We start from the raw sequence: 19,635 nt of genomic DNA on the forward strand, positions 1-19,635 counted from the left end.
GTTGCGCCGGGGCCTGCATTCATCCGATTTGCCGGTGGCCATGGCGGTCTTTGCCGGGGAGACGTGCCGATGAGTACTTCGCTCCTTCTTTTGATCATAGCTTTGATTGGTTTCTTTGCTTATTTTGCCGGCCGTGCGCGCTCGCTCGCGCAGTCCGCCGGTAGATTCGCGGACCTGCACTCCTTGCCCGGCTACCATGGCAGCTATGTCGCCATATGGGCGATGTTGCCGGCGGCCCTTGTGCTTGGCGCATGGCTGGTCGCATCGCCGCTTTACATCGATTCCAGTGTCCGTTCGTCTCTTCCCGAGACGGTAAAGAGCCAGGGCGCGGCAACGGTTCAACTCGCGCTCGGTCAGGTGAAGTCAGTTGCCGGCGGTCTCCTTCGCCTGGACGCCTCCGAACTCGCTTCGCTTGAAAATGGTTCGGCCAACCTGCGCGAAACGCTTGCCGCCAAGGGTGTAGCGCTGGCAGGTGAAGGCGAACCGTACATGATCGCGGCTGCCCAGCAGTTCAACGCCATGCGGACCTATAGTCGCTGGCTGATGAGCGCCGCCGTGCTGCTCGTTGCCGTTGCTGGCGGCCTGTACGCCATCCGCAACATCACCACCCGGTTCCGCGCCCGCAATCAGGTGGAACGCGTGATGCTCGCTTCGCTGATTGTTCCTCGTCGATCGCCATTCTCACCACCATCGGTATCGTCGCTTCGATGTTGTCGGAGGCGGGCCGCTTCTTCAGCATGGTGTCGCCGGTCGAGTTCTTCTTCGGTACGGTATGGGACCCGCGTTTCGCGGCAGCCGGCAGCGGCGACGCTTCGGGCCAGTTCGGTCTCCTGCCGCTGCTCGGCGGTACACTTTACATCGCCTTCGTCGCCATGCTGTTTGCCGTGCCCATTGGTCTTTTCGCGGCGATCTACATGGCTGAATACGCAAGCCCGCGGCTGCGTTCGACGGCGAAGCCGCTCCTCGAGGTGCTCGCCGGCATCCCGACGATCGTCTATGGCTTCTTTGCGCTCGTCACGGTCGGACCGTTCCTGCGCGATATCTCGACGCAACTGAACGGCCTCCTCACCGGCAACTACCAGAACTTTATCCAGGCGCAGAGCGTCCTGACGGCTGGTATCGTCATGGGCATCATGCTGATCCCTTTCGTATCGTCGCTCTCGGATGATATCATCACGCAGGTCCCCCGCGCGTTGCGTGACGGCTCGCTCGGTCTCGGCGCGACGCGCTCGGAGACGGTGAAGAAGGTCATCCTGCCCGCAGCCCTGCCTGGCATTGTCGGTGCGCTGCTCCTGACGGCATCCCGCGCGGTTGGCGAGACGATGATCGTCGTGCTTGCAGCGGGCGTGGCGGCGCGCATGCAACTGACGCCTTTCGAGCCGATGACGACGGTAACGGTGAAGATCGTTCACCAACTGACGGGTGACCTGGAGTTCACCTCGCCCCAGACGTTGGTCGCCTTCGCGCTCGGCATCACGCTCTTCGTCATCACGCTCTGCCTCAACATCTACGCGCTCTATATCGTGCGCAAATATCGGGAACAGTACGAATGACCGACCTTGCTTCCCCGACGGTAAGGGTCTCCACCCGTCCTGCCGAAACCCGCCGCGACATCGGTATCAAGCGCCGCTATGCTGCGGAGCGCCGTTTCCGGGTCTATGGCATCAGCGCCATCACCCTCGGTCTGCTCTTCCTCGCGCTCCTGCTCTCGACGGTCGTCTCGAATGGCTACACGGCCTTCCTGCAGACGACGATCACACTGCCGATCGAGTTTTCCGAGAAGGTCATCGATCCTAAAAACGAGCGCTCGACCGACGCCAAGCAGCTGATGACCGCCAACTATCCGTTGCTCGTCCGCGATGCGCTCGTTAAGCAACTCGGGCTCGATGCGACGAAGCGGCCTCAGGTCAAGCAGGCGACCGACATGGTCTCCGCCAGCGCGCGCACCCAGCTGCGCGACATGGTCGTCGCCGATCCGTCGATCATCGGCAAGACGGTGCCGGTGACGCTGCTTGCCGAGGCGAACATCGATTCCGCCTTCAAGGGACAGATCGACCTGTCGGTCGCTGAGACCAACCGCAAGGTCAAGGACCAGCAGGTTGCCTGGATGAACCAGCTCGCTGATGCGGGCGTACTCAAGAAGAGCTTCAACACCGGCATCTTCAGCTTCGGCGCATCGAGTCGTCCGGAAGCTGCCGGCGTTGGCGTCGCCCTGATCGGCTCTCTCTACATGATGCTGATCGTTCTGGTTCTGTCGCTGCCGATCGGCGTGGCCGCCTCGATCTATCTCGAGGAGTTCGCACCGAAGAACCGGCTCACCGACCTGATCGAAGTCAACATCAACAATCTCGCCGCCGTGCCCTCGATCGTCTACGGCCTTCTCGGACTCGCCGTCTTTATAAACTTTGCCGGCATGCCGCGTTCGGCCGCGCTGGTCGGCGGTTTCGTGCTGACGCTGATGACGTTGCCGACGATCATCATCGCCACGCGGGCGGCACTGAAGGCCGTGCCGCCGTCAATCCGTTCCGCTGCGCTCGGTCTCGGCGCATCGAAGATGCAGACGATTTTCCACCACGTGCTGCCGCTTGCCATGCCCGGCATCCTGACCGGAACGATCATCGGCCTTGCGCACGCCCTCGGCGAAACCGCGCCCCTGCTCTTGATCGGCATGGTCGCCTTCGTCGTCGATTTTCCGGGATCGCCGCTGGAGCCGTCCACGGCGCTGCCGGTGCAAATCTACATGTGGGCGAACGAGGCGGAGCGCGCCTTTGTCGAGCGCACATCCGGGGCGATCATCATTCTCCTGATCTTCCTCGTCTTCATGAACCTGGGCGCAATTCTCTTGCGGCGCCGCTTTGAGCGTCGCTGGTAGTGGGGTAAGGACTATGAACATCATGTCGGAAGCTGCAGTCGAGAAAGCTCTGGATCAGAAAATGAACACAGTGCCCTTAAAGATGATCGGCAAGGATGTGTCGGTTTATTACGGCGAGAAGCGCGCGCTCTTCGACGTCAACCTGAATATCCGCGAGAATACCGTGACGGCGCTCATCGGTCCGTCGGGCTGCGGCAAGTCGACCTTCCTGCGCACGCTGAACCGCATGAACGACACGATCGAGAATTGCCGCGTCACCGGTCGGATCACCCTCGACGAGGACGACATCTACGATCCGTCTATCGACGTGGTGGAACTGCGCGCTCGCGTCGGCATGGTCTTTCAGAAGCCCAATCCGTTCCCGAAGTCGATCTATGAGAACGTTTCCTACGGCCCGCGCATCCACGGTCTCGCCCGCTCGAAGGCCGATTTCGACGAGGTCGTCGAAACCAGCCTGCAGAAGGCGGGTCTGTGGAACGAGGTGAAGGACCGCCTGCAGGAGCCGGGAACCGGTCTTTCCGGCGGCCAGCAGCAGCGCCTTTGCATCGCCCGTGCCGTCGCCGTCAGCCCGGAAGTGATCCTCATGGACGAGCCCTGTTCGGCGCTCGATCCGATCGCCACGGCCAAGGTCGAAGAGCTCATTCACGAGCTGCGCGCCAATTTCACCATCGTCATCGTGACCCATTCGATGCAGCAGGCGGCCCGCGTTTCCCAGCGCACCGCCATGTTCCACCTCGGCAATCTTGTCGAGGAGAACGATACCGACAAGATGTTCACCAATCCGGATGACCAGCGCACCCAGGACTACATCATGGGCCGCTTCGGCTGATGCCGGAAGCCGTGTCCCAACGCCAACCCTGAACGCGCCTGCAAGGATCGACGATCATGTCCACCCATATCACCTCCATCTATGATGAAGAGCTGAAATATCTCACCCGCCGGATTTCCGAGATGGGAGGGCTCGCCGAACAGATGGTGGCGGACTCCGTCCGGGCTCTCGTGAACTCCGACCTGGCGCTCGCCCAGAAGGTCATTTCGGATGACACGATCCTTGACGACGCCGAGCGCCAGATCGGCGAAAAGGCGATCGTCACCATCGCCAAGCGTCAGCCCATGGCCGCGGATCTCCGCGAGATCATGGGATCGATCCGGATCGCGGCCGATCTGGAGCGCGTCGGCGATCTGGGCAAGAACACCGCCAAACGCGTCATTGCGGTTGCCGGCTCCGGCATCCCACGCAAGCTGGCGCGCGGCCTCGAGCATCTTGCCGAACTCGCCCTGGTGCAGCTCAAGGAAGTCCTCGACGTCTACGCCTCGCGCTCGCCGGAAAAGGCCAACAGCATCCGCGAGCGCGACGAAGAGATCGATGCGATCTACACGTCGCTGTTCCGTGAACTCTTGACCTACATGATGGAAGATCCGCGCAACATCACGCCCTGCACGCATCTTCTCTTCTGCGCCAAGAACATCGAGCGGATCGGCGACCACGCGACCAACATCGCCGAGACGATCTACTACATGGCGACGGGCGCCCAGCCGCAGGGCGAACGGCCGAAAGACGACATGACGTCGACGCTGGGTTCCGTCACCGACTGAGGCTCGGGTGCCCTCCAATCCATGAATCTAGGCAAGGAGTCGTAACTGCATGTTGCCGAAGATAGCAGTTGTCGAGGACGAGGAGGCGCTCAGCGTATTGCTGCGCTACAATCTCGAGGCCGAGGGCTTCGAGGTCGATACGATCCTTCGCGGCGACGAGGCGGAGATCCGCCTGCAGGAACGCCTGCCCGACCTTCTGATCCTCGACTGGATGCTGCCCGGCGTCTCCGGCATCGAGCTTTGCCGCAGGCTGCGCCAGCGGCCGGAGACCGAGCGGCTGCCGATCATCATGCTGACGGCGCGCGGCGAGGAAAGCGAACGGGTGCGCGGGCTCGCGACCGGTGCCGACGACTATGTCGTCAAGCCGTTCTCGACGCCGGAACTGATGGCGCGGGTGAAGGCGATGCTCAGGCGCGCCAAGCCGGAGGTGCTGTCGACGGTGCTTCGCTGCGGCGACATCGAGCTCGACCGCGAGACGCATCGCGTGCATCGCCGCAGCCGCGAAGTGCGGCTCGGTCCGACGGAGTTCCGGCTCCTCGAGTTCCTGATGTCCTCGCCGGGCCGTGTGTTCTCGCGTTCGCAACTGCTCGACGGCGTCTGGGGACACGACATCTATGTCGATGAGCGTACGGTCGACGTCCATGTCGGCCGGCTGCGCAAGGCCCTGAACTTCTCCAATATGCCCGACGTGATCCGGACTGTGCGCGGCGCCGGCTATTCGCTGGAGAGCTGAGGCTTACGCTGTCGTCCGGCTGGCTACGGTCGGATGTCCAAAGAGAGAAGGGGCCTATTCGGCCCCTTCGTGGTTTCTTCAACTCTGATCCAGCCGTCAGCGCATCCGCCGCCGCTCGGCCGAGGGCTGGTAGGCGAGCCGCGCGTGGTAGCTGCAATAGGGCGAGGATTCCGGCGAGTCGTTGCCGCAGAAGTGGAATTCTTCCTTGAGCGGGTCGCCGATCGGCCATTTGCAGGTCCGCTCGGTGAGCTGGGTGAGCTCCAGCCGGCGCGACATCGGCACGATGATGTTCGTGTCGACGGAGAGCTCCCGCTCAGCCACCAGGTCGACGGCGACCTCTTCCTTGAGCACGGTCGCGCCGGCAGTGCGGGTGACGGTCCGGGTGACGGCGCGCGTAGCGTAATTCGGGGCACGCGGCGCCGAAGTCGCCCGCTTGGGACGAGCCGCTGCGGTCGTTCCGCCCGCCTTGGCGCGGCCGGGCAGGCTCAAGCGATGAACCTTGCCGATGACTGCGTTACGACTGACGCCTCCCAGCTGCGCCGCGATTTGACTCGCGCTCAGGCCTTCCGACCAAAGCTTCTTCAGCTTTTCAACCCGCTCGTCAGTCCAGTTCATCTCTGCACTCCCCGTTCTCGGCGTTGGGATGGCAGAATCCATCACCGTTCTCCGGAAAAGCCCCGGAGTTGCAACGCGATAACTATTTTGGTGACTAGGTCCGCCGCATGCGTCTAGTAATTGAATATTAACCTACCGGCAGGGTGACTCCGTGGCAAGAGTCGCCGGAATCGCGCCGAATCGATTTCGCAGTTTTCCCCAACTTGCTGTCGGATAGTTGCATTTTTGCAAGCCCCGCCGGGCGATTTTTTCGCATTGCGGAATCTGTCTCGCGGAACCCCTCGCAAGCCTTGGTTTTGTTGACATGGCGCCGCGAAATGGGAATAGTGCCTGCGCCGCCGAAAGGCGGCATTTTTGATTTTTATCGGGCTGATAGTCCGGTAGCGATGCCGACGACGAAGGAGACGCTGACCATGGCCGCGACAACGCCGCTCTACGACACCTATCTGCGTGCGCCGTTGCGTTTCGAGCGAGGCGAGGGCGTCTGGCTGATCGCCGAAGACGGCACGCGCTATCTCGATTTCGCAGCCGGCGTTGCAGTCAATTCGCTCGGCCATGCCCATCCCCATCTCGTCGAGGCTTTGAAGGGGCAGGCCGAGAAGCTCTGGCACGTCTCCAATCTCTACGACGTTCCCGGCCAGGAGAGCCTGGCGCGGCGGCTGACGGCCGTGACCTTCGCCGACCGGGTGTTCTTCACCAACTCCGGTGCCGAAGCGCTCGAATGCGCGATCAAGACGGCACGCCGCTATCATTTTGCCAAGGGGCACCCGGAGCGGTTCCACGTCATCACCTTCGAAGGTGCCTTCCACGGCCGTACTATCGCGACGATCGCCGCCGGTGGCCAGCAGAAGTATATCGAGGGATTCGGGCCGAAGGCTCCGGGCTTCTATCAGGTGCCGTTCGGCGACATCGCCGCCGTCAAGAACGCTATCAACGACGAGACCGCCGCGATCCTGATCGAGCCGATCCAGGGGGAAGGCGGCATTCGCCTGGCCACGAAAGAGTTCATGCAGGAACTGCGCTCGCTTTGCGACGAGTACGGCCTGCTGCTGATCCTCGACGAGGTCCAGTGCGGCGTCGGCCGCACGGGCAAGCTCTTCGCCCATGAATGGTCCGGCATCAGGCCGGATATCATGGCTGTTGCCAAGGGCATTGGCGGCGGCTTCCCGCTCGGCGCCTGCCTGGCGACGGAGGCGGCGGCCGCCGGGATGGTGGCCGGCACCCATGGCTCGACCTATGGCGGCAACCCGCTGGCGATGGCGGTCGGCAATGCCGTGCTCGACGTCGTCCTCGCGGAAGGCTTCTTGGAGAATGTCCGCGACGTGGCGCTCGTCTTCCGGCAGGGGCTCGCCTCGCTCAAGGACCGCTTCCCGGATGTGATCGAGGAGATCCGCGGCGACGGGCTGATGCTCGGTATCAAGGCCAAGGTGCCGTGCGCCGACGTGCTCAAGGCGATCCGGGCCGAGAAGCTGCTTGCCGTGCCGGCCGGCGAAAACGTGTTGCGGCTGTTGCCCCCGTTGATCACCACTGCCGGTGAGGCACGAGAGGGGCTGGCACGACTTGAGCGCGCCGCCGAAGCGGTCCGGGCCGCCAGCGGCACGGCCGCGGCTTGAGATCGCGACGGGTTGCACGCGGCCCGAAAGCATGGTCGATTACCGGTTTACGACAGGAAATACAGCACGATGACCGCCACCAGACATTTTCTCGATCTTTCGGCGATGACGGGCGCCGACCTGCGCACGATCATTGACGACGCGCGACTGCGCAAGACGGCGACCAAGGTCGGAACGGCAGAGAAGCCGCTTGCCGGCAAGATGCTGGCGATGATCTTCGAGAAGCCGTCCACCCGCACCCGTGTCTCCTTCGATGTCGGAATGCGGCAGCTTGGCGGCGAGACGCTGTTCCTGTCCGGGACCGAAATGCAGCTCGGCCGCGCCGAGACGATCGGCGACACGGCCAAGGTTCTCTCGCGCTACGTCGATGCGATCATGATCCGCACGACCGATCATCGCCGCCTGCTGGAATTGGCCGAGCGCGCCACCGTTCCGGTTATCAACGGCCTGACCGACGACACGCATCCCTGCCAGATCATGGCCGATATCATGACCTTCGAGGAGCATCGCGGGCCGGTCAAAGGCAAGACGATCGCCTGGACAGGCGACGGCAACAACGTGCTCCATTCCTTGATCGAAGGATCGGCGCGCTTCGGCTATCGGATGAACATGGCGGTGCCGCTCGGCTCCGAGCCGCAGGACAAGTTCCTGAACTGGGCGCGAAACAATGGCGGTGAAATCCTGCTGTGCCATGAGGCGGAGCAGGCGGTTGCCGGTGCTCACTGCGTCGTCACCGACACCTGGGTGTCGATGAACCAGGAGCATCGCGCTCGCGGACACAATGTCTTCCAGCCTTATCAGGTCAACGAGGCGCTGATGAAGCATGCGTCGCCGGAAGCCTTGTTCATGCATTGCCTGCCGGCGCATCGCGGCGAGGAAGTCACCGACGAGGTCATCGATGGGCCGCAGTCCGTCGTTTTCGACGCGGCCGAGAACCGGTTGCATGCGCAGAAATCGATCCTCGCCTGGTGCCTGGGCGTCGTCTGAGGTGCCGCTGAATTGGTCGGGGCGCCAGCCACCGCAGGAGCGAGACCATTGAAACCGGCGAGGTTCGACACAATCTAGGCTGCATACGGGGCGGCTCCGGTACGGTGTGCCGGCCATCGCCGCTCGTGGAGCCACCAGCCGAAGTACGCTGGAAAAGCGTGCCGGCAAAAGCACGTGACTTCTGGACAAATCCGTTCACGGCGGGATCAAGTAGGACAACGGGCAGGTTGCGCGGGGGTAGACAACGCCCTCACTGCGGCCATTGTTCGCGAGAAAGGAGCAAACGATGACAGAGACAGCACCGGGACTTGGCGAGTTCGATTTTGCCGGTGACGATCACGTCGTTCCCTTTCAGGTCGAAGGTCTCGACGTGCGCGGGCGAGCCGTGCAGCTCGGCCCGATGCTCGACGCGATCCTCGAGCGGCACAGTTATCCGCTGCCGGTGGCACGGCTCGTCGCCGAGACGGTCGTTCTCACCGTCCTGCTCGGAACCTCGCTCAAGTTCGAGGGCAAGCTGATCGTCCAGACCCAGGGCGATGGGCCGGTCGACCTCGTCGTTGCCGATTTCTCCACCCCGGACCGGGTTCGCGCCTATGCGCGCTACGACGAAGAGGCGCTTGCAGCCGCCGAGAAGGGCGGGCGCACGCAGCCGCACGAACTGCTCGGCAACGGCATCCTTGCCTTCACGATCGACCAGGGCGCCTACACGCAGCGCTACCAGGGCATCGTTGCACTCGACGGCGCGACGCTGGAGGAGATCGCAGCGGTCTATTTTCGCCAGTCGGAACAGATACCGACCAAGGTCCGTCTCGCCGTCGCCGAACTGCTCGACCGCGACGAAAACGGCAAGCCGCGGCATCGCTGGCGCGCCGGCGGCATGGTGGCGCAGTTCCTGCCCGAGGCTCCCGAGCGCATGCGCCAGCCGGATCTGCCGGGCGGCGATGGCGATGACGGCGACGCCGGCCTGCTCTTCGACGAGGACGATCTCTGGGCCGAAGCCAAGGTGATGGTCGAGACCATCGATATCGACGAGCTGACCGACCCGACGGTCGGCACGGAGCGGCTGCTGTATCGGCTGTTCCACGAACGGGGCGTGCGGGTCTACCAGCCCCAGGCGGTCTATGATCGCTGCAGCTGCTCGCGCGACAAGATACGCGAGGTTCTGGAGGGATTGAGCGACGAGGACATCGAGCACAGCATCGAGGACGGCCAGATCAAGGTGACTTGCGAGTTCTGCTCCACGAACTATCGCTTCGAGGCGAGCGAAGTGCGCTCGCAATAGGAGGCAGACGCGCTAGTTCAGCGTCCGCACCAATCCGGGAGAATCGAGCGAGAAGGCGGGGATGGCCACATTGAAGGTCTGCCCGTCTTCGGCCTCCATGCTGTAGTGGCCGAACATCACGCCGGATGGCGTGTCGAGCGGGCAGCCGGAGGAATATTCGTAGGTGTCGCCGGGGTTGAGCAGCGGCTGCTCGCCGATGACGCCTGGACCGCTCACCTCGTCCACCTGGCCGTTCTCGTCGGTGATGTGCCAATAGCGGGTCATCAGCCGAACCGCGATCTCGGAATGGTTCGATATGACGATGCGGTAGCCCCAGACATAGCGGCTATCGTCCGGATCCGACTGCTCTTCGAGAAAGTACGGCTCCACCGTGACTTCTATGTCGCGAGTCAGCGCACGGTACATGTTCGACATCCTGTTTCAAATTTGCTCGAGTATCATACAGCGATAAGGTTTCGTGAAGAATAACGGCAAGATTATACGAGTCGTTTCGAATTTCACGCAAGGCGGGTGAACATGCTCGACGGCGCGGTGCGCAGGCAGCTCGATCCTATCCTGAACCGGCTTGGCGTGGCGCTCGCCGAGCGGGGCTTGAGCGCCGATGCGATCACGGTCTGCGGCCTTTGTCTGGGGCTCGCCGCGGCCGTCCTCATCGCCCTGCACTCCTATCCCGCGGGTGCGGTTCTCATCCTGTTGAGCCGGCTCTGCGACGGCCTCGACGGGGCGGTGGCGCGCGCCAGCCGCAAGACCGATTTCGGCGGTTTTCTCGACATCGTCCTCGACTTCGCCTTCTATGGCGCGATCCCGCTCGCCTTCATCATCGCAGATCCGGCGATGAACGGCCTTGCCGGCGGGCTCTTGCTCTTTGCCTTCTATGTCAACGGCTCGAGCTTCCTCGCCTTCGCCGTGATCGCCGAGAAGCGGGCGCTGTCGACCGAAATCCGCGGTGCAAAGTCGATCTATTTCACGACCGGACTTGCAGAGGCGACCGAGACGATCGCCTTCTTTCTGGCCTGCTGCCTGTTTCCGGGCTGGTTCCCCGTGCTGGCGGTGATCTTCGCCGTCATCTGCCTCTACACCGCCCTGTCGCGGATCGTTCTGGCGCGCCTCACCTTTCGCGACGGGCAATGAAAAACCGCCCGTGGGACCCGGGCGGTTAGAAAATCACCGAAGCGGCGACGTGATCAGGCCCGGATCGACTTCAGCGCCTTCGCGAAATCCTCGACTAGGTCGTCGCTGTCCTCGATGCCGGCCGAGAAGCGCACCGTGCCGGCCGAGATACCGAGTTCGGTACGGGCCTCGTCGGAGAGGTTCTTGTGAGTCGTCGTCGCCGGATGCGTGATGAGGCTCTTGGAATCGCCGAGATTGTTGGAAATCCTGACGATGTCGAGCGCGTTCTGCAGCGCGAAGGCCGCTTCCTTGCCGCCCTTCAGTTCGAAGGCGACCAGCGTCGAGCCGCCGCTCATCTGCTTGGCGATGACGTCGGCCTGCGGATGGTCCTTGCGACCCGGATAAATCACGCGCGCCACCTGTGGCTGCTCGGCGAGGAAGTCGGCAATGCGGCGGGCATTTTCCGTCTGCTGCTTGACGCGCAGCGGCAGCGTTTCGATGCCCTTCAGCAGCGTCCAGGCGTTGAACGGCGACATGGCCGGGCCGGTGTGGCGGAAATAGTCGTGTAGGTTCTCGTCGATCCACGCCTTGTCGGCCAGCACGACGCCGCCAAGGCAGCGGCCCTGGCCGTCGATATGCTTGGTGGCGGAGTAGACGACGATATGGGCGCCGAGGTCCAGCGGCTTCTGGAAGAGCGGTGTCGCGAAGACATTGTCGACGACGACCTTGGCGCCGACCTGGTTGGCGAGCTTGGCGACGCCGGCGATGTCGATCACTTCGAGCGTAGGGTTGGTCGGGCTCTCGAGGAAGAAGACCTTGGTGTTCGGGCGCACCGCCTTTTCCCAGTTGGCAAGGTCGCGGCCGTCGACCAGCGTACATTCGACGCCGTATTTCGGCGCGAGCGTTTCCACGACCCAGCGGCAGGAGCCGAACAGGGCGCGTGCCGCGACAATGTGGTCGCCTGCCTTCACCTGGCAAAGGATCGCCGCCGAGACGGCTGCCATGCCCGACGCCGTGGCGCGCGCGTCTTCGGCGCCTTCGAGCATGCACATGCGCTTCTCGAACATGTCGTTGGTCGGGCTGCCGTAGCGGGCATAGATGAAGCCGTCGGTCTCGCCCTTGAAGCGGGCCTCCGCGGCTTCCGAGCTGTCATAGACGAAGCCCTGTGTCAGGAAGATCGCTTCGGAGGTCTCACCGTGCTGCGAGCGGGTGGTTCCGCCGTGGACGAGTTGGGTTGCCGGGCGCCAAGTCTTGCTCATGCGACGATCACCTTCAAAAACAAAAAAACCGGCCGCGAAACGACCGGTTTGACACCCGGCCTTTTTAGCTACTTGTTTAACGTGGCTGCAAGCCGACCGGCCAAATCACCACGGGATAAAGCTCCAATACTGCCTGGGCGCGCTTGCGTCAATTCCCGGAGTTTGGTTTTGTCTGGCAACTGAGAATGAGGATCGGAATGGGCCGCGAAACAGGGATTTTGGCCGACCGCGCGATTGCCGCGCTGTACGCCTCCGGACGTCTGAAGAGCGAGAAGGCGCTGGATGATGATCAGATTCAGCCGGCCAGCCTCGATCTTCGCCTCGGATCCAAGGCGTTTCGCGTCCGGGCGAGCTTCATGCCGGGACCGGCCCATCTCGTTGCCGACAAGCTCGACCGCCTGAAGCTGCATGTCATCGATCTCAGCGCAGGCGCGGTGCTGGAGACCGGCTGCGTCTACATCGTGCCGCTGATGGAGAGCCTTTCACTGCCGGAGGGCATGTCCGCCTCCGCCAATCCGAAGAGCTCGACCGGCCGCCTCGATATCTTCACGCGCGTCATCACCGATCGGGCACAGGAGTTCGACAAGATCCCGGCCGGCTATAGCGGGCCGCTTTACCTCGAGATCAGCCCGAGAACTTTCCCGATCGTCGTCCGCCGCGGCTCGCGGCTGTCGCAGATCCGTTTTCGCGTCGGGCACTCGGTTCTCTCCGAACAGGAACTGCTCGGCCTGCACGAAAGCGACGTGCTCGTCGCCAGCGAGCGGCCCAACATCAGCGGCGGCGGCATCGCACTGTCGATCGACCTCAAGGGCACCGGCCCAGACGGCCTGATCGGCTATCGCGGCAAGCACCACACCTCGGTGGTCGACGTCGACAAGAAGGCGGAGCACGCCGTCTTCGATTTCTGGGAGCCGCTCTATAGCCGCGGGCGCGACGACCTGATCCTCGATCCGGACGAGTTCTATATCCTCGTCTCGCGCGAAGCGGTGCATGTGCCGCCGCTCTACGCCGCCGAGATGACGCCCTTCGATCCGCTGGTCGGCGAGTTCCGCGTCCACTATGCCGGCTTCTTCGATCCCGGCTTCGGCCACGCCTCGGCCGGCGGCAGCGGCAGCCGCGCCGTCCTCGAAGTTCGCAGCCACGAGGTGCCCTTCATCCTGGAGCACGGGCAGATCGTCGGCCGGCTGATCTACGAGCACATGCTGGAGCGCCCGGAAGGGCTCTACGGCATCGATCTCGGCTCGAACTATCAGGCGCAGGGCCTCAAGCTCTCCAAGCATTTTCGCGCCGAGTGAGCATGAGCGCTTGACAGATCGCGGCGGTTGGGGAAATTTCCGCTTCTGACGCGGGTGTAGTTCAGTGGTAGAACGCCAGCTTCCCAAGCTTGATGTCGTCGGTTCGATCCCGATCACCCGCTCCATTTTTCCTCCCGTCCGCCAGCCGCTTGGGGGCCGCCGCTTCTACGCGGGTCCTGCCTATGGTCAGCCCTGCAACGCCCCGCTAAGGTCCGGTCACTGTTCGGGAATCGGATCACAATGACGCGCGCCTTCTTTCAGAAAACTATCGGACTGTTCGCCGTCGCGGCCCTGCTCGTCGCCTCCGGGGCGAGCGCTGCGCCGAACGACCTGCCGTTGCTGTTCGATGCACGCGAGCGCATCGCCAAGCCCGATCTGACCGCCCTGGCGCGGCTGCGTTTCCTCACCACGGTCGATTTTCCGCCCTACAATTTCATCGATCAGTCGGGCAAGCTTTCGGGCTTCCATGTCGACCTCGCCCGCGAAATCTGCCGCGAGCTGGAGATCGAGGCGAAATGCCAGATCCAGGCGGTGACCTATCCCGAACTGATGCCGGCCCTTGAACAGGGCCAGGGCGAAGCAATCGTCGCCGGCATCGCCGTGACGCCGGAACTGCGGCGACGTTTCGCCTTCTCCAGGGCCTTCATGCAAATGCCGGCACGCTTCGCCCTCAACAGGAAGGCGGCCGACGGCGTCAAGAGCCCCGCCGATCTCGTCGGCAAGCCCATCGGGGCCGTCGCCGGGACGACGCACGAGGCGATGCTGAAAGCCTTCTTTCCGAAGCTCGAAGCCAAGGCCTATCCCGACCGCGCTGCCTTGCTGAACGCCTTGCGGGAGGGCGCCGTGACGGCCGCCTTCTCCGATGCCATGCAGCTCTCCTTCTGGGTCTCCGGCAGCGTCGCCGCGGGATGCTGCACTTTGATGGACGGCGCCTATTTCTCTGAGCGCTTCCTGGGCGAGGGGCTGACGATCATGAACCGCACGACCGAACCGGCTTTGACCCAGGCGATCGACCATGCGCTGCTGGCGCTGTCGCGCAGCGGCAGGCTCGAGGAGATCTACCTGCGCTATTTTCCGAACGGCATTTATTGACCGGAGGGATGCCGTCGCCGCTACAGCGCCGTGCGTCTTTTTCAGACGCACAAAGGTCGCTGTAGCACTTTGAATTGCTGCATGTTTTTGTCCTTAAATCGAAAACGATTTAAGGAAACATGCAGTAGCGGCTACTTGCGAAAGCGGGCGAGGGCGCCCCGTTCGATCGCCGCGCAGGTGAGCTTGTCGAGGGCGAGGCGGTCGCGCAACAGCTGCAGCAGCCGGATTTCCTCGGTGCGGATGCGCTGGTCGGCGGCGGCGATCTCGACGGCAAGCGCATAGGCGGTTTCGTAGTGCCGCTGCGGCAGCGATTCGCGAACCATTTCGAGCGTGACGTCGAGCCCCTCGGGAGCGGCAAGCTGGGCCGCGCACTCGCGGCCGATATGGATCAGCCGATCCTCGTCGAAACCGTCGAAGGCCGGCAGGAAACGCACCAGCCCGCCGATCCGCGCGAATTCGTCATCGCTCATGCTCCTGTCCACGGCCGACATCATGACCATGACATAGACAAGGGCTTCGTGCTGGCTGAGGCTTGCGGACATCGGTTCTCCCGGGACTGGTGGCGCTGAGTTAGGGATTTGCGGCCGGGCTTACAAGTCCGGCGCGGGCTCGCCGAAGTCCATGCCGCCTGCGGGCTCCTCGATCACCGGAGGCCTGCGGCGCAAGTCACGCGGGTCATCGCCGTAGAAACCGCGCCTGGCGTTTCGTGCGTCTTCGGCTTTCGCTTCGAGCGGGGTGCCGGGCAGGGGCGTGGCCCAGCCGTTCGTGACCAACCATTCGGCCACATTCATGTTGCCGACCGTGCAGCTTGCGGCGGGCGAGCCTTCGGTCTTCTCGTCGATCTGATCGCAGACGAGAGCCCGCCCCCTCAGGAAATTGCGGAAGGCCGTGCGCGCGACCATGCCGCAGGGCCAGCTCTTGCCGGCCCCCTCGCAGACCCTATCCGCCTTCTCCGGCTTGATGTCCTTGATCTGCAGCGTCGTGTCGCCGTTCTGGACGACGCCGGCGGCAAGTGCGACGGCTCGGTTCAACACGAGGGGCGTCGCCTTCTTCTCGGACGGCGCGGAGAGAGGCGGCCGCGGCGCAATCCGTTCAAGCGGTTTGGCAACACCTTCTTCCGGGATAGCGAAAAGGTTGGGGTCGACCGGCCGCACCGGCGTCCTGGAGGTCTTGGCGGCAGCCTCCGCTTCGGCGGGCGGCGGCGCCGGCTCGGCTGGAGGCTCCTCCGCCGGAACGGGCTCCTCGGCCGGTTCTTCGATCGCGGCGGCGTCCGGCGTCTCGAGCACGAAATCGGGCGTGGCGGCGCTCTCGCGGCCGCGGATGGAAGCGGCCCCGCCGAGCAGGATGGCGGCGTAAAGGACGAGGGCGGCGAGCCCGCCAGCGATGGAGATGAACTGCGGCCGCATCTTGACGCTATCCTATTGGCTGGCCCAGACGATCCGGGCAATCCATTCGACGTCTTTCATCTCGAAACTGCGGTTCGGGTGGTCGGGATTGAGCGACAGAAGCTCGACGCCGCGCGACGTCTGCCGTGCCAGGATCTTCGCCATCACCTCGCCCTCGCGGCTCTTGAGCACAACGCGGTCGCCGCGGCGCACCTGCGCTCCCGGATCGACGATCAGCACGTCCCCGTCGCGGTAAAGCGGCAGCATGCTGTCGCCCTGGACCTCCAAGGCATAGACGCTGGACTTGCTCTGCGGCGCGACCGGAAATTCGACCTCGTCCCAACCCTGGCCGACGGGAAACCCGCCATCGTCGAAAAAGCCGCCCGCGCCGGCCTGCGCGAAGCCGATGAGCGGAATACCGGCAGCCGGCGGGCCGGCGCGCGACGATGTTCCGCCTCCGGATTGCAGGAGCGCCATGAACTGGTCGATCGTCGCGCCGGTCGCCTCGAGGATCTTCGAAATCGATTCCGTCGACGGCCAGCGGTCGCGACCGTCAGGCGACTGGCGCTTCGACTTGTTGAAGGAGGTCGGATCGAGGCCGGCGCGGCGTGCAAGGCCGGACGGCGAGAGCTGATGGCGCTCCGCCAGCGCGTCGATCGCCCGCCAGATGCTGTTATGTGAAAGCATGTCGTTCGACCCTGCCACAGTGCGGCGCCGCGGACCAACTGCAGGCGACGTCGCACCCGCTTCCGCCTCATCGTACCTTAACGAGGCGGGGAACCGCCGTAAAGAACAGGCAGGAAAATAGTCCTGTGTTTGCGATAAGTGACGCCCACGACGGGCTCATGAACCGGCGTTGGCGGGTTCCCGTTCCTTGGCCTTGCGGGTCATGACCTCTTCATAGGCCGCCTGCAGCGTCTGGCGCACGGATGGACCGTCCGATGCACGGGACACGCCGAGATGTTCGGCCCTGAGCTCGTCCATGAAGCGTTCCCAAAGAACCGGGCCGCCCTCCTCCATGAGCTGGGCGCGGATGCTCAATTCCTCGCTGACCGGCAGATAACGTCGGCCCCAGGCGCCAAGATGCGCCATGATCGGCACCAGCGCGATCGCCATCTCGGTCAGGCTGTAGATCGCCTTCTGCTTGTGGCTCGGATCGTCGCGCTTCGTCAGCATGCCGATTTCGAGGAGCGTCTTCAGACGGTCGGCGAGGATGTTGGAGGAAATGCCTTCCTGTGATCGCAAGAGCTCGCGGAAGTGGCGTTTGCCGCCGAAGATCATGTCGCGAATGATCAGGAGGCTCCATTTGTCGCCGAAGACTTCGAGCGAGAGATTGATGGGGCAGGCGGAGCGGTGATCGTCAATCATTCTGGTCTCTGTATCGGGAGCCGGATGCGGACAGGCAATTTCCTCATCCTTCAAAACTGCTTGCATTATTGCAGCAGTAACATTACAGTGCAACTGCTTTCAAAATGATATCAGTAATTGCGGCGCGGCGCAGTCATCGGCCGCCCATCAACGGGGAATGTCAAGGAGGACCACGCCATGACCACGACTTCCGTCGAGCATGCAAGTTTTACGATCGAGCGCCGCTTCAAGGCGTCCCCGGAACGGGTGTTCGGCGCCTTTGCCGACCCCGGCGCGCATGACCGCTGGTTCGTCAAGGCCGACAATTGGCCGGTGGCGGAATACAGCCACGACTTCCGCGTCGGCGGCCGGGAAGCCGGACGCTTCAGCCAAGACGGCAAGACCTTCTATTTCAACGAGACCGTCTATCTCGACATCGTCGAGAACCGCCGTGTCATCTCGGCCTATACGATGGCCAAGGATGACCGGCCGATTTCCGCTTCGATCGCCACCGTCGAGCTGGTGCCGGAAGGCAGCGGCACACGCGTCGTCTTTACGGAGCAGGCCGCCTTTCTCGATGGGCTCGACCAGGTCGAATATCGCCGCAGCGGCTGGGAGCAACTGATCGGGGCCCTCGCGGCCGAGCTTGGCGAGAAGGCCGACGCCGCCTGAGCGGGCAAAGGCCTCGCTTCAGATCATCGACGCAAGCGCGCTGCCGGCGATGCCGAAGGAGAAGGCGACAAGGCAGGCGGCGGCGATGCGCCGCGGCAGGCGTGGGCCGACCGGCCGCCTCGGCAGTAGCGCCAGAAGGGTGCCGGTGGCAATCCACAGCGAGCCGGCACCAAGCGTCAGCGCCGCAAAGCCGAGAAGCCAGGGCAGCATAGCTTGAAGCCCGACCTGGGGCATGATGACGAGCGCAATGATCAGCGCCTTCGGGTTGAGGAGAGTGGTGACGAAGATCTGGCCGGGGGCGATCGGCCGCTCGCTTGCGCCATGCGCCTTCATCGTCCAGAGCGCATGCGCCATGAAGAGGATCCAGCCGGCAGCGGCGAGCTTCAGCACGAGGCCAATCGAGGGATGCGCGGAAAGCAGCGGCGCCGCCAGAACTGCCACCGGAACGATCACCGTCAGATAGCCGGCGAGTTCGCCGAGAAGCAGAGGCAAGGAGCGGCGCATGCCGACCGCCGCGCCGGAAAGCCACAACAGCGTGTTGGTCGGGCCGGGGGTTGCGAGCAGAAGCAGGATGGCAAGGGCGAAGGTGAGCGGCTGCATGATTGGTGCTGTCGTTGCTGTCTCTTCTCATCCTCTTAGCTCACCGGTTAGCGCGCGGACTTGATCTTGGTCAACCACTCTCGCCCGGGAGGGACGAAAGGCGACGTCAGCCCCTGTGCAGCCGGATCGGCCGTGTCTTCTCCCGCACGATCTCTCCCTTTGCCTCGAGGTCGAGCTGCACGGTTTTCGACCACCAGGAGACGCCCTTGCCGCCCGGAAATCGCTGTTCCGGCAGATGAGCGAAGATCCGCTCGCGAATATCGGCCAGCGTCAGCCCGGGCGCTTGCGAGGGAATCACCGCGAGCAGGGCGATTTTCATCGCCGCATACATATCGGCGTCGACCGAAGTGGTCTTGCCGGGTCGGATGACGTTTTCGACAACAATCCTGTTGGGCTTCGACATGGTTGCTCCTCCAGTTCGCGTCCCAAGGACGATCGAGCGAGGCGGCTGCCGACGCGGGGCCATTTCCAATCGTACACCCCAACGAAAAAAGGCCGCACCCCTCGGTGCCAGCCCCTAACCGAAATGTGGAATCCAAGTAGATACTGGTGCCGAATCCCCTTGTGGCATGGGTGTTTGGGGCGGTTTATCTTGCTGGAAATATCTTCGTGAAGCATTCTGCGCACTCGCCTGTCGCAAAACCGTCGCTTTAATTGGGATTTTTTTGCGACAAGAAGGGAACCGCATATGGAATCGATTATTGAGATTGGGACTATAAAAGATGTTGAGTCATGGGCGCAGCTTCGCGTTGCGCTATGGCCGCATCACTCGCTTGAAGATCATCGAGCTGAGTTGGGCCGGGCGTTTCTTTCAGAAAGTGGAGAAGCCGTCGCGTTCATCGCTCGAAATGCTGCGAATGAAGCTGTCGGGTTTGCTGAGGCCACTTTGCGACATGATTATGTGAATGGATGCAGCAGCTCGCCCGTTCTATTCCTCGAAGGGATTTATGTCCGGCCCGTTGACAGGCGAAAGGGTATCGCACGATTGCTTTGCAATACCGTTGCCGATTGGGGGAAGTCGCTTGGGTGTGTTGAGTTTGGCTCTGACGCGCTGCTTGAGAATTCAGCCAGCCATGCGCTCCATACCGCTTTAGGATTTGAGGAGACACAGCGCGTCGTGTTCTTCCGAAAGCCACTGTAGGCCGGTGTTGCCTTCCACGAGGATGGTTTGCCGCGA

Annotated in this window: 21 protein-coding genes, 1 tRNA gene, 1 pseudogene and 1 riboswitch; of the genes and pseudogenes, 14 read left to right on the forward strand and 9 right to left on the reverse strand. The window is 63.2% G+C overall.

From position 1 onward, the window contains the following. The first annotated feature begins 69 nt into the window (after positions 1-69). The 5 genes and pseudogenes from pstC to phoB all read left to right on the forward strand — a co-directional run bounded on the left by pstC (position 70) and on the right by phoB (position 5,201). A pseudogene (gene pstC, locus N181_RS00600) lies at positions 70-1,553 on the forward strand (phosphate ABC transporter permease subunit PstC). Continuing rightward, positions 1,550-2,872 (forward strand): phosphate ABC transporter permease PstA, encoded by a 1,323-nt coding sequence (gene pstA / locus N181_RS00605; RefSeq protein ID WP_037391897.1) that lies wholly within the window; start codon positions 1,550-1,552, stop codon positions 2,870-2,872. The pseudogene pstC and the gene pstA overlap by 4 nt, the downstream one beginning before the upstream one ends. A 13-nt stretch (positions 2,873-2,885) precedes the next feature. Next, positions 2,886-3,701, forward strand: coding sequence for a phosphate ABC transporter ATP-binding protein PstB (gene pstB / locus N181_RS00610; protein WP_014327198.1), 816 nt, complete (start codon positions 2,886-2,888; stop codon positions 3,699-3,701). 56 nt (positions 3,702-3,757) lie between these two features. Further along, positions 3,758-4,468 (forward strand): phosphate signaling complex protein PhoU, encoded by a 711-nt coding sequence (gene phoU / locus N181_RS00615; RefSeq protein ID WP_014327199.1) that lies wholly within the window; start codon positions 3,758-3,760, stop codon positions 4,466-4,468. A 49-nt stretch (positions 4,469-4,517) separates the two neighbouring features. Next, positions 4,518-5,201 carry a phosphate regulon transcriptional regulator PhoB gene (gene phoB / locus N181_RS00620; protein WP_012706736.1) on the forward strand — a complete coding sequence of 228 codons (684 nt, stop codon included), beginning with the start codon at positions 4,518-4,520 and terminating at the stop codon, positions 5,199-5,201. 96 nt (positions 5,202-5,297) lie between these two features. Here the strand turns inward: phoB and N181_RS00625 are convergent, their stop codons facing one another. Beyond that, a complete protein-coding gene (locus tag N181_RS00625; RefSeq protein WP_037391900.1) occupies positions 5,298-5,816 on the reverse strand; it encodes a GcrA family cell cycle regulator in 519 nt (172 codons plus the stop codon). A gap of 413 nt (positions 5,817-6,229) precedes the next feature. Here N181_RS00625 and N181_RS00630 point away from each other — a divergent pair, with 413 nt between their 5' ends. The 3 genes from N181_RS00630 (at position 6,230) to N181_RS00640 (ending at position 9,698) form a co-directional block, all read left to right on the forward strand. Further along, positions 6,230-7,429, forward strand: a complete 1,200-nt coding sequence (locus N181_RS00630) for an aspartate aminotransferase family protein (protein WP_014327201.1) — start codon at positions 6,230-6,232, stop codon at positions 7,427-7,429. A 69-nt stretch (positions 7,430-7,498) separates the two neighbouring features. After that, on the forward strand, positions 7,499-8,416 hold the full coding sequence (gene argF / locus N181_RS00635; RefSeq protein WP_060563187.1) for an ornithine carbamoyltransferase: 918 nt from the start codon (positions 7,499-7,501) through the stop codon (positions 8,414-8,416). 286 nt (positions 8,417-8,702) lie between these two features. Next, positions 8,703-9,698 carry an Hsp33 family molecular chaperone gene (locus N181_RS00640; protein WP_014327203.1) on the forward strand — a complete coding sequence of 332 codons (996 nt, stop codon included), beginning with the start codon at positions 8,703-8,705 and terminating at the stop codon, positions 9,696-9,698. A gap of 12 nt (positions 9,699-9,710) precedes the next feature. On the opposite strand, the gene apaG is transcribed toward N181_RS00640, so the two are convergent. Beyond that, positions 9,711-10,103 (reverse strand): Co2+/Mg2+ efflux protein ApaG, encoded by a 393-nt coding sequence (apaG, locus tag N181_RS00645; protein ID WP_014327204.1) that lies wholly within the window; start codon positions 10,101-10,103, stop codon positions 9,711-9,713. 111 nt (positions 10,104-10,214) lie between these two features. Between apaG and N181_RS00650 the strand changes: the two genes are divergently transcribed. Further along, positions 10,215-10,829 carry a CDP-alcohol phosphatidyltransferase family protein gene (locus N181_RS00650; RefSeq protein ID WP_037391904.1) on the forward strand — a complete coding sequence of 205 codons (615 nt, stop codon included), beginning with the start codon at positions 10,215-10,217 and terminating at the stop codon, positions 10,827-10,829. Positions 10,830-10,882: 53 nt separating this feature from the next. On the opposite strand, the gene N181_RS00655 is transcribed toward N181_RS00650, so the two are convergent. Further along, positions 10,883-12,067 carry an O-succinylhomoserine sulfhydrylase gene (locus N181_RS00655; RefSeq protein WP_014327206.1) on the reverse strand — a complete coding sequence of 395 codons (1,185 nt, stop codon included), beginning with the start codon at positions 12,065-12,067 and terminating at the stop codon, positions 10,883-10,885. A gap of 43 nt (positions 12,068-12,110) precedes the next feature. Further along, a riboswitch (SAM riboswitch) is annotated at positions 12,111-12,189 on the reverse strand. Positions 12,190-12,264: 75 nt separating this feature from the next. Between N181_RS00655 and N181_RS00660 the strand changes: the two genes are divergently transcribed. The 3 genes from N181_RS00660 to N181_RS00670 all read left to right on the forward strand — a co-directional run bounded on the left by N181_RS00660 (position 12,265) and on the right by N181_RS00670 (position 14,454). Beyond that, the gene (locus tag N181_RS00660; RefSeq protein WP_014327207.1) at positions 12,265-13,362 is read left to right on the forward strand and encodes a 2'-deoxycytidine 5'-triphosphate deaminase; all 1,098 of its coding nucleotides are present in this window, start codon (positions 12,265-12,267) and stop codon (positions 13,360-13,362) included. Positions 13,363-13,412: 50 nt separating this feature from the next. Beyond that, positions 13,413-13,487, forward strand: a tRNA-Gly gene (locus tag N181_RS00665). 115 nt (positions 13,488-13,602) lie between these two features. Further along, positions 13,603-14,454: a transporter substrate-binding domain-containing protein gene (locus tag N181_RS00670; RefSeq protein WP_014327208.1), complete on the forward strand. Its 852-nt coding sequence runs from the start codon at positions 13,603-13,605 to the stop codon at positions 14,452-14,454. 131 nt (positions 14,455-14,585) lie between these two features. On the opposite strand, the gene N181_RS00675 is transcribed toward N181_RS00670, so the two are convergent. From N181_RS00675 to N181_RS00690, 4 genes are all read right to left on the reverse strand, one after another. After that, on the reverse strand, positions 14,586-14,996 hold the full coding sequence (locus tag N181_RS00675) for a tellurite resistance TerB family protein (protein WP_014327209.1): 411 nt from the start codon (positions 14,994-14,996) through the stop codon (positions 14,586-14,588). Positions 14,997-15,044: 48 nt separating this feature from the next. Beyond that, complete coding sequence (locus N181_RS00680; RefSeq protein WP_037391923.1) at positions 15,045-15,860, reverse strand: thermonuclease family protein; 816 nt, start codon at positions 15,858-15,860, stop codon at positions 15,045-15,047. Between the two features lie 12 nt (positions 15,861-15,872). Further along, the gene (locus N181_RS00685; protein WP_014327211.1) at positions 15,873-16,526 is read right to left on the reverse strand and encodes a S24 family peptidase; all 654 of its coding nucleotides are present in this window, start codon (positions 16,524-16,526) and stop codon (positions 15,873-15,875) included. Positions 16,527-16,682: 156 nt separating this feature from the next. Beyond that, positions 16,683-17,207: a winged helix-turn-helix transcriptional regulator gene (locus N181_RS00690; RefSeq protein WP_037391960.1), complete on the reverse strand. Its 525-nt coding sequence runs from the start codon at positions 17,205-17,207 to the stop codon at positions 16,683-16,685. Positions 17,208-17,384: 177 nt separating this feature from the next. Between N181_RS00690 and N181_RS00695 the strand changes: the two genes are divergently transcribed. Beyond that, on the forward strand, positions 17,385-17,858 hold the full coding sequence (locus N181_RS00695; protein WP_037391925.1) for an SRPBCC family protein: 474 nt from the start codon (positions 17,385-17,387) through the stop codon (positions 17,856-17,858). An 18-nt stretch (positions 17,859-17,876) separates the two neighbouring features. Here the strand turns inward: N181_RS00695 and N181_RS00700 are convergent, their stop codons facing one another. Both N181_RS00700 and N181_RS00705 read right to left on the reverse strand, forming a co-directional pair. Next, positions 17,877-18,458 (reverse strand): LysE family translocator, encoded by a 582-nt coding sequence (locus tag N181_RS00700; RefSeq protein WP_014327214.1) that lies wholly within the window; start codon positions 18,456-18,458, stop codon positions 17,877-17,879. Between the two features lie 106 nt (positions 18,459-18,564). Then, positions 18,565-18,861, reverse strand: coding sequence for a DUF6958 family protein (locus N181_RS00705; RefSeq protein ID WP_014327215.1), 297 nt, complete (start codon positions 18,859-18,861; stop codon positions 18,565-18,567). A 285-nt stretch (positions 18,862-19,146) separates the two neighbouring features. Here N181_RS00705 and aac(6') point away from each other — a divergent pair, with 285 nt between their 5' ends. Beyond that, on the forward strand, positions 19,147-19,599 hold the full coding sequence (aac(6'), locus tag N181_RS30640) for an aminoglycoside 6'-N-acetyltransferase (RefSeq protein ID WP_014327216.1): 453 nt from the start codon (positions 19,147-19,149) through the stop codon (positions 19,597-19,599). The last annotated feature ends 36 nt before the right edge of the window (positions 19,600-19,635 follow it).

It is taken from the genome of Sinorhizobium fredii USDA 205 (genome assembly GCF_001461695.1).
GTDB classification, from domain to species: Bacteria; Pseudomonadota; Alphaproteobacteria; order Rhizobiales; family Rhizobiaceae; genus Sinorhizobium; species Sinorhizobium fredii.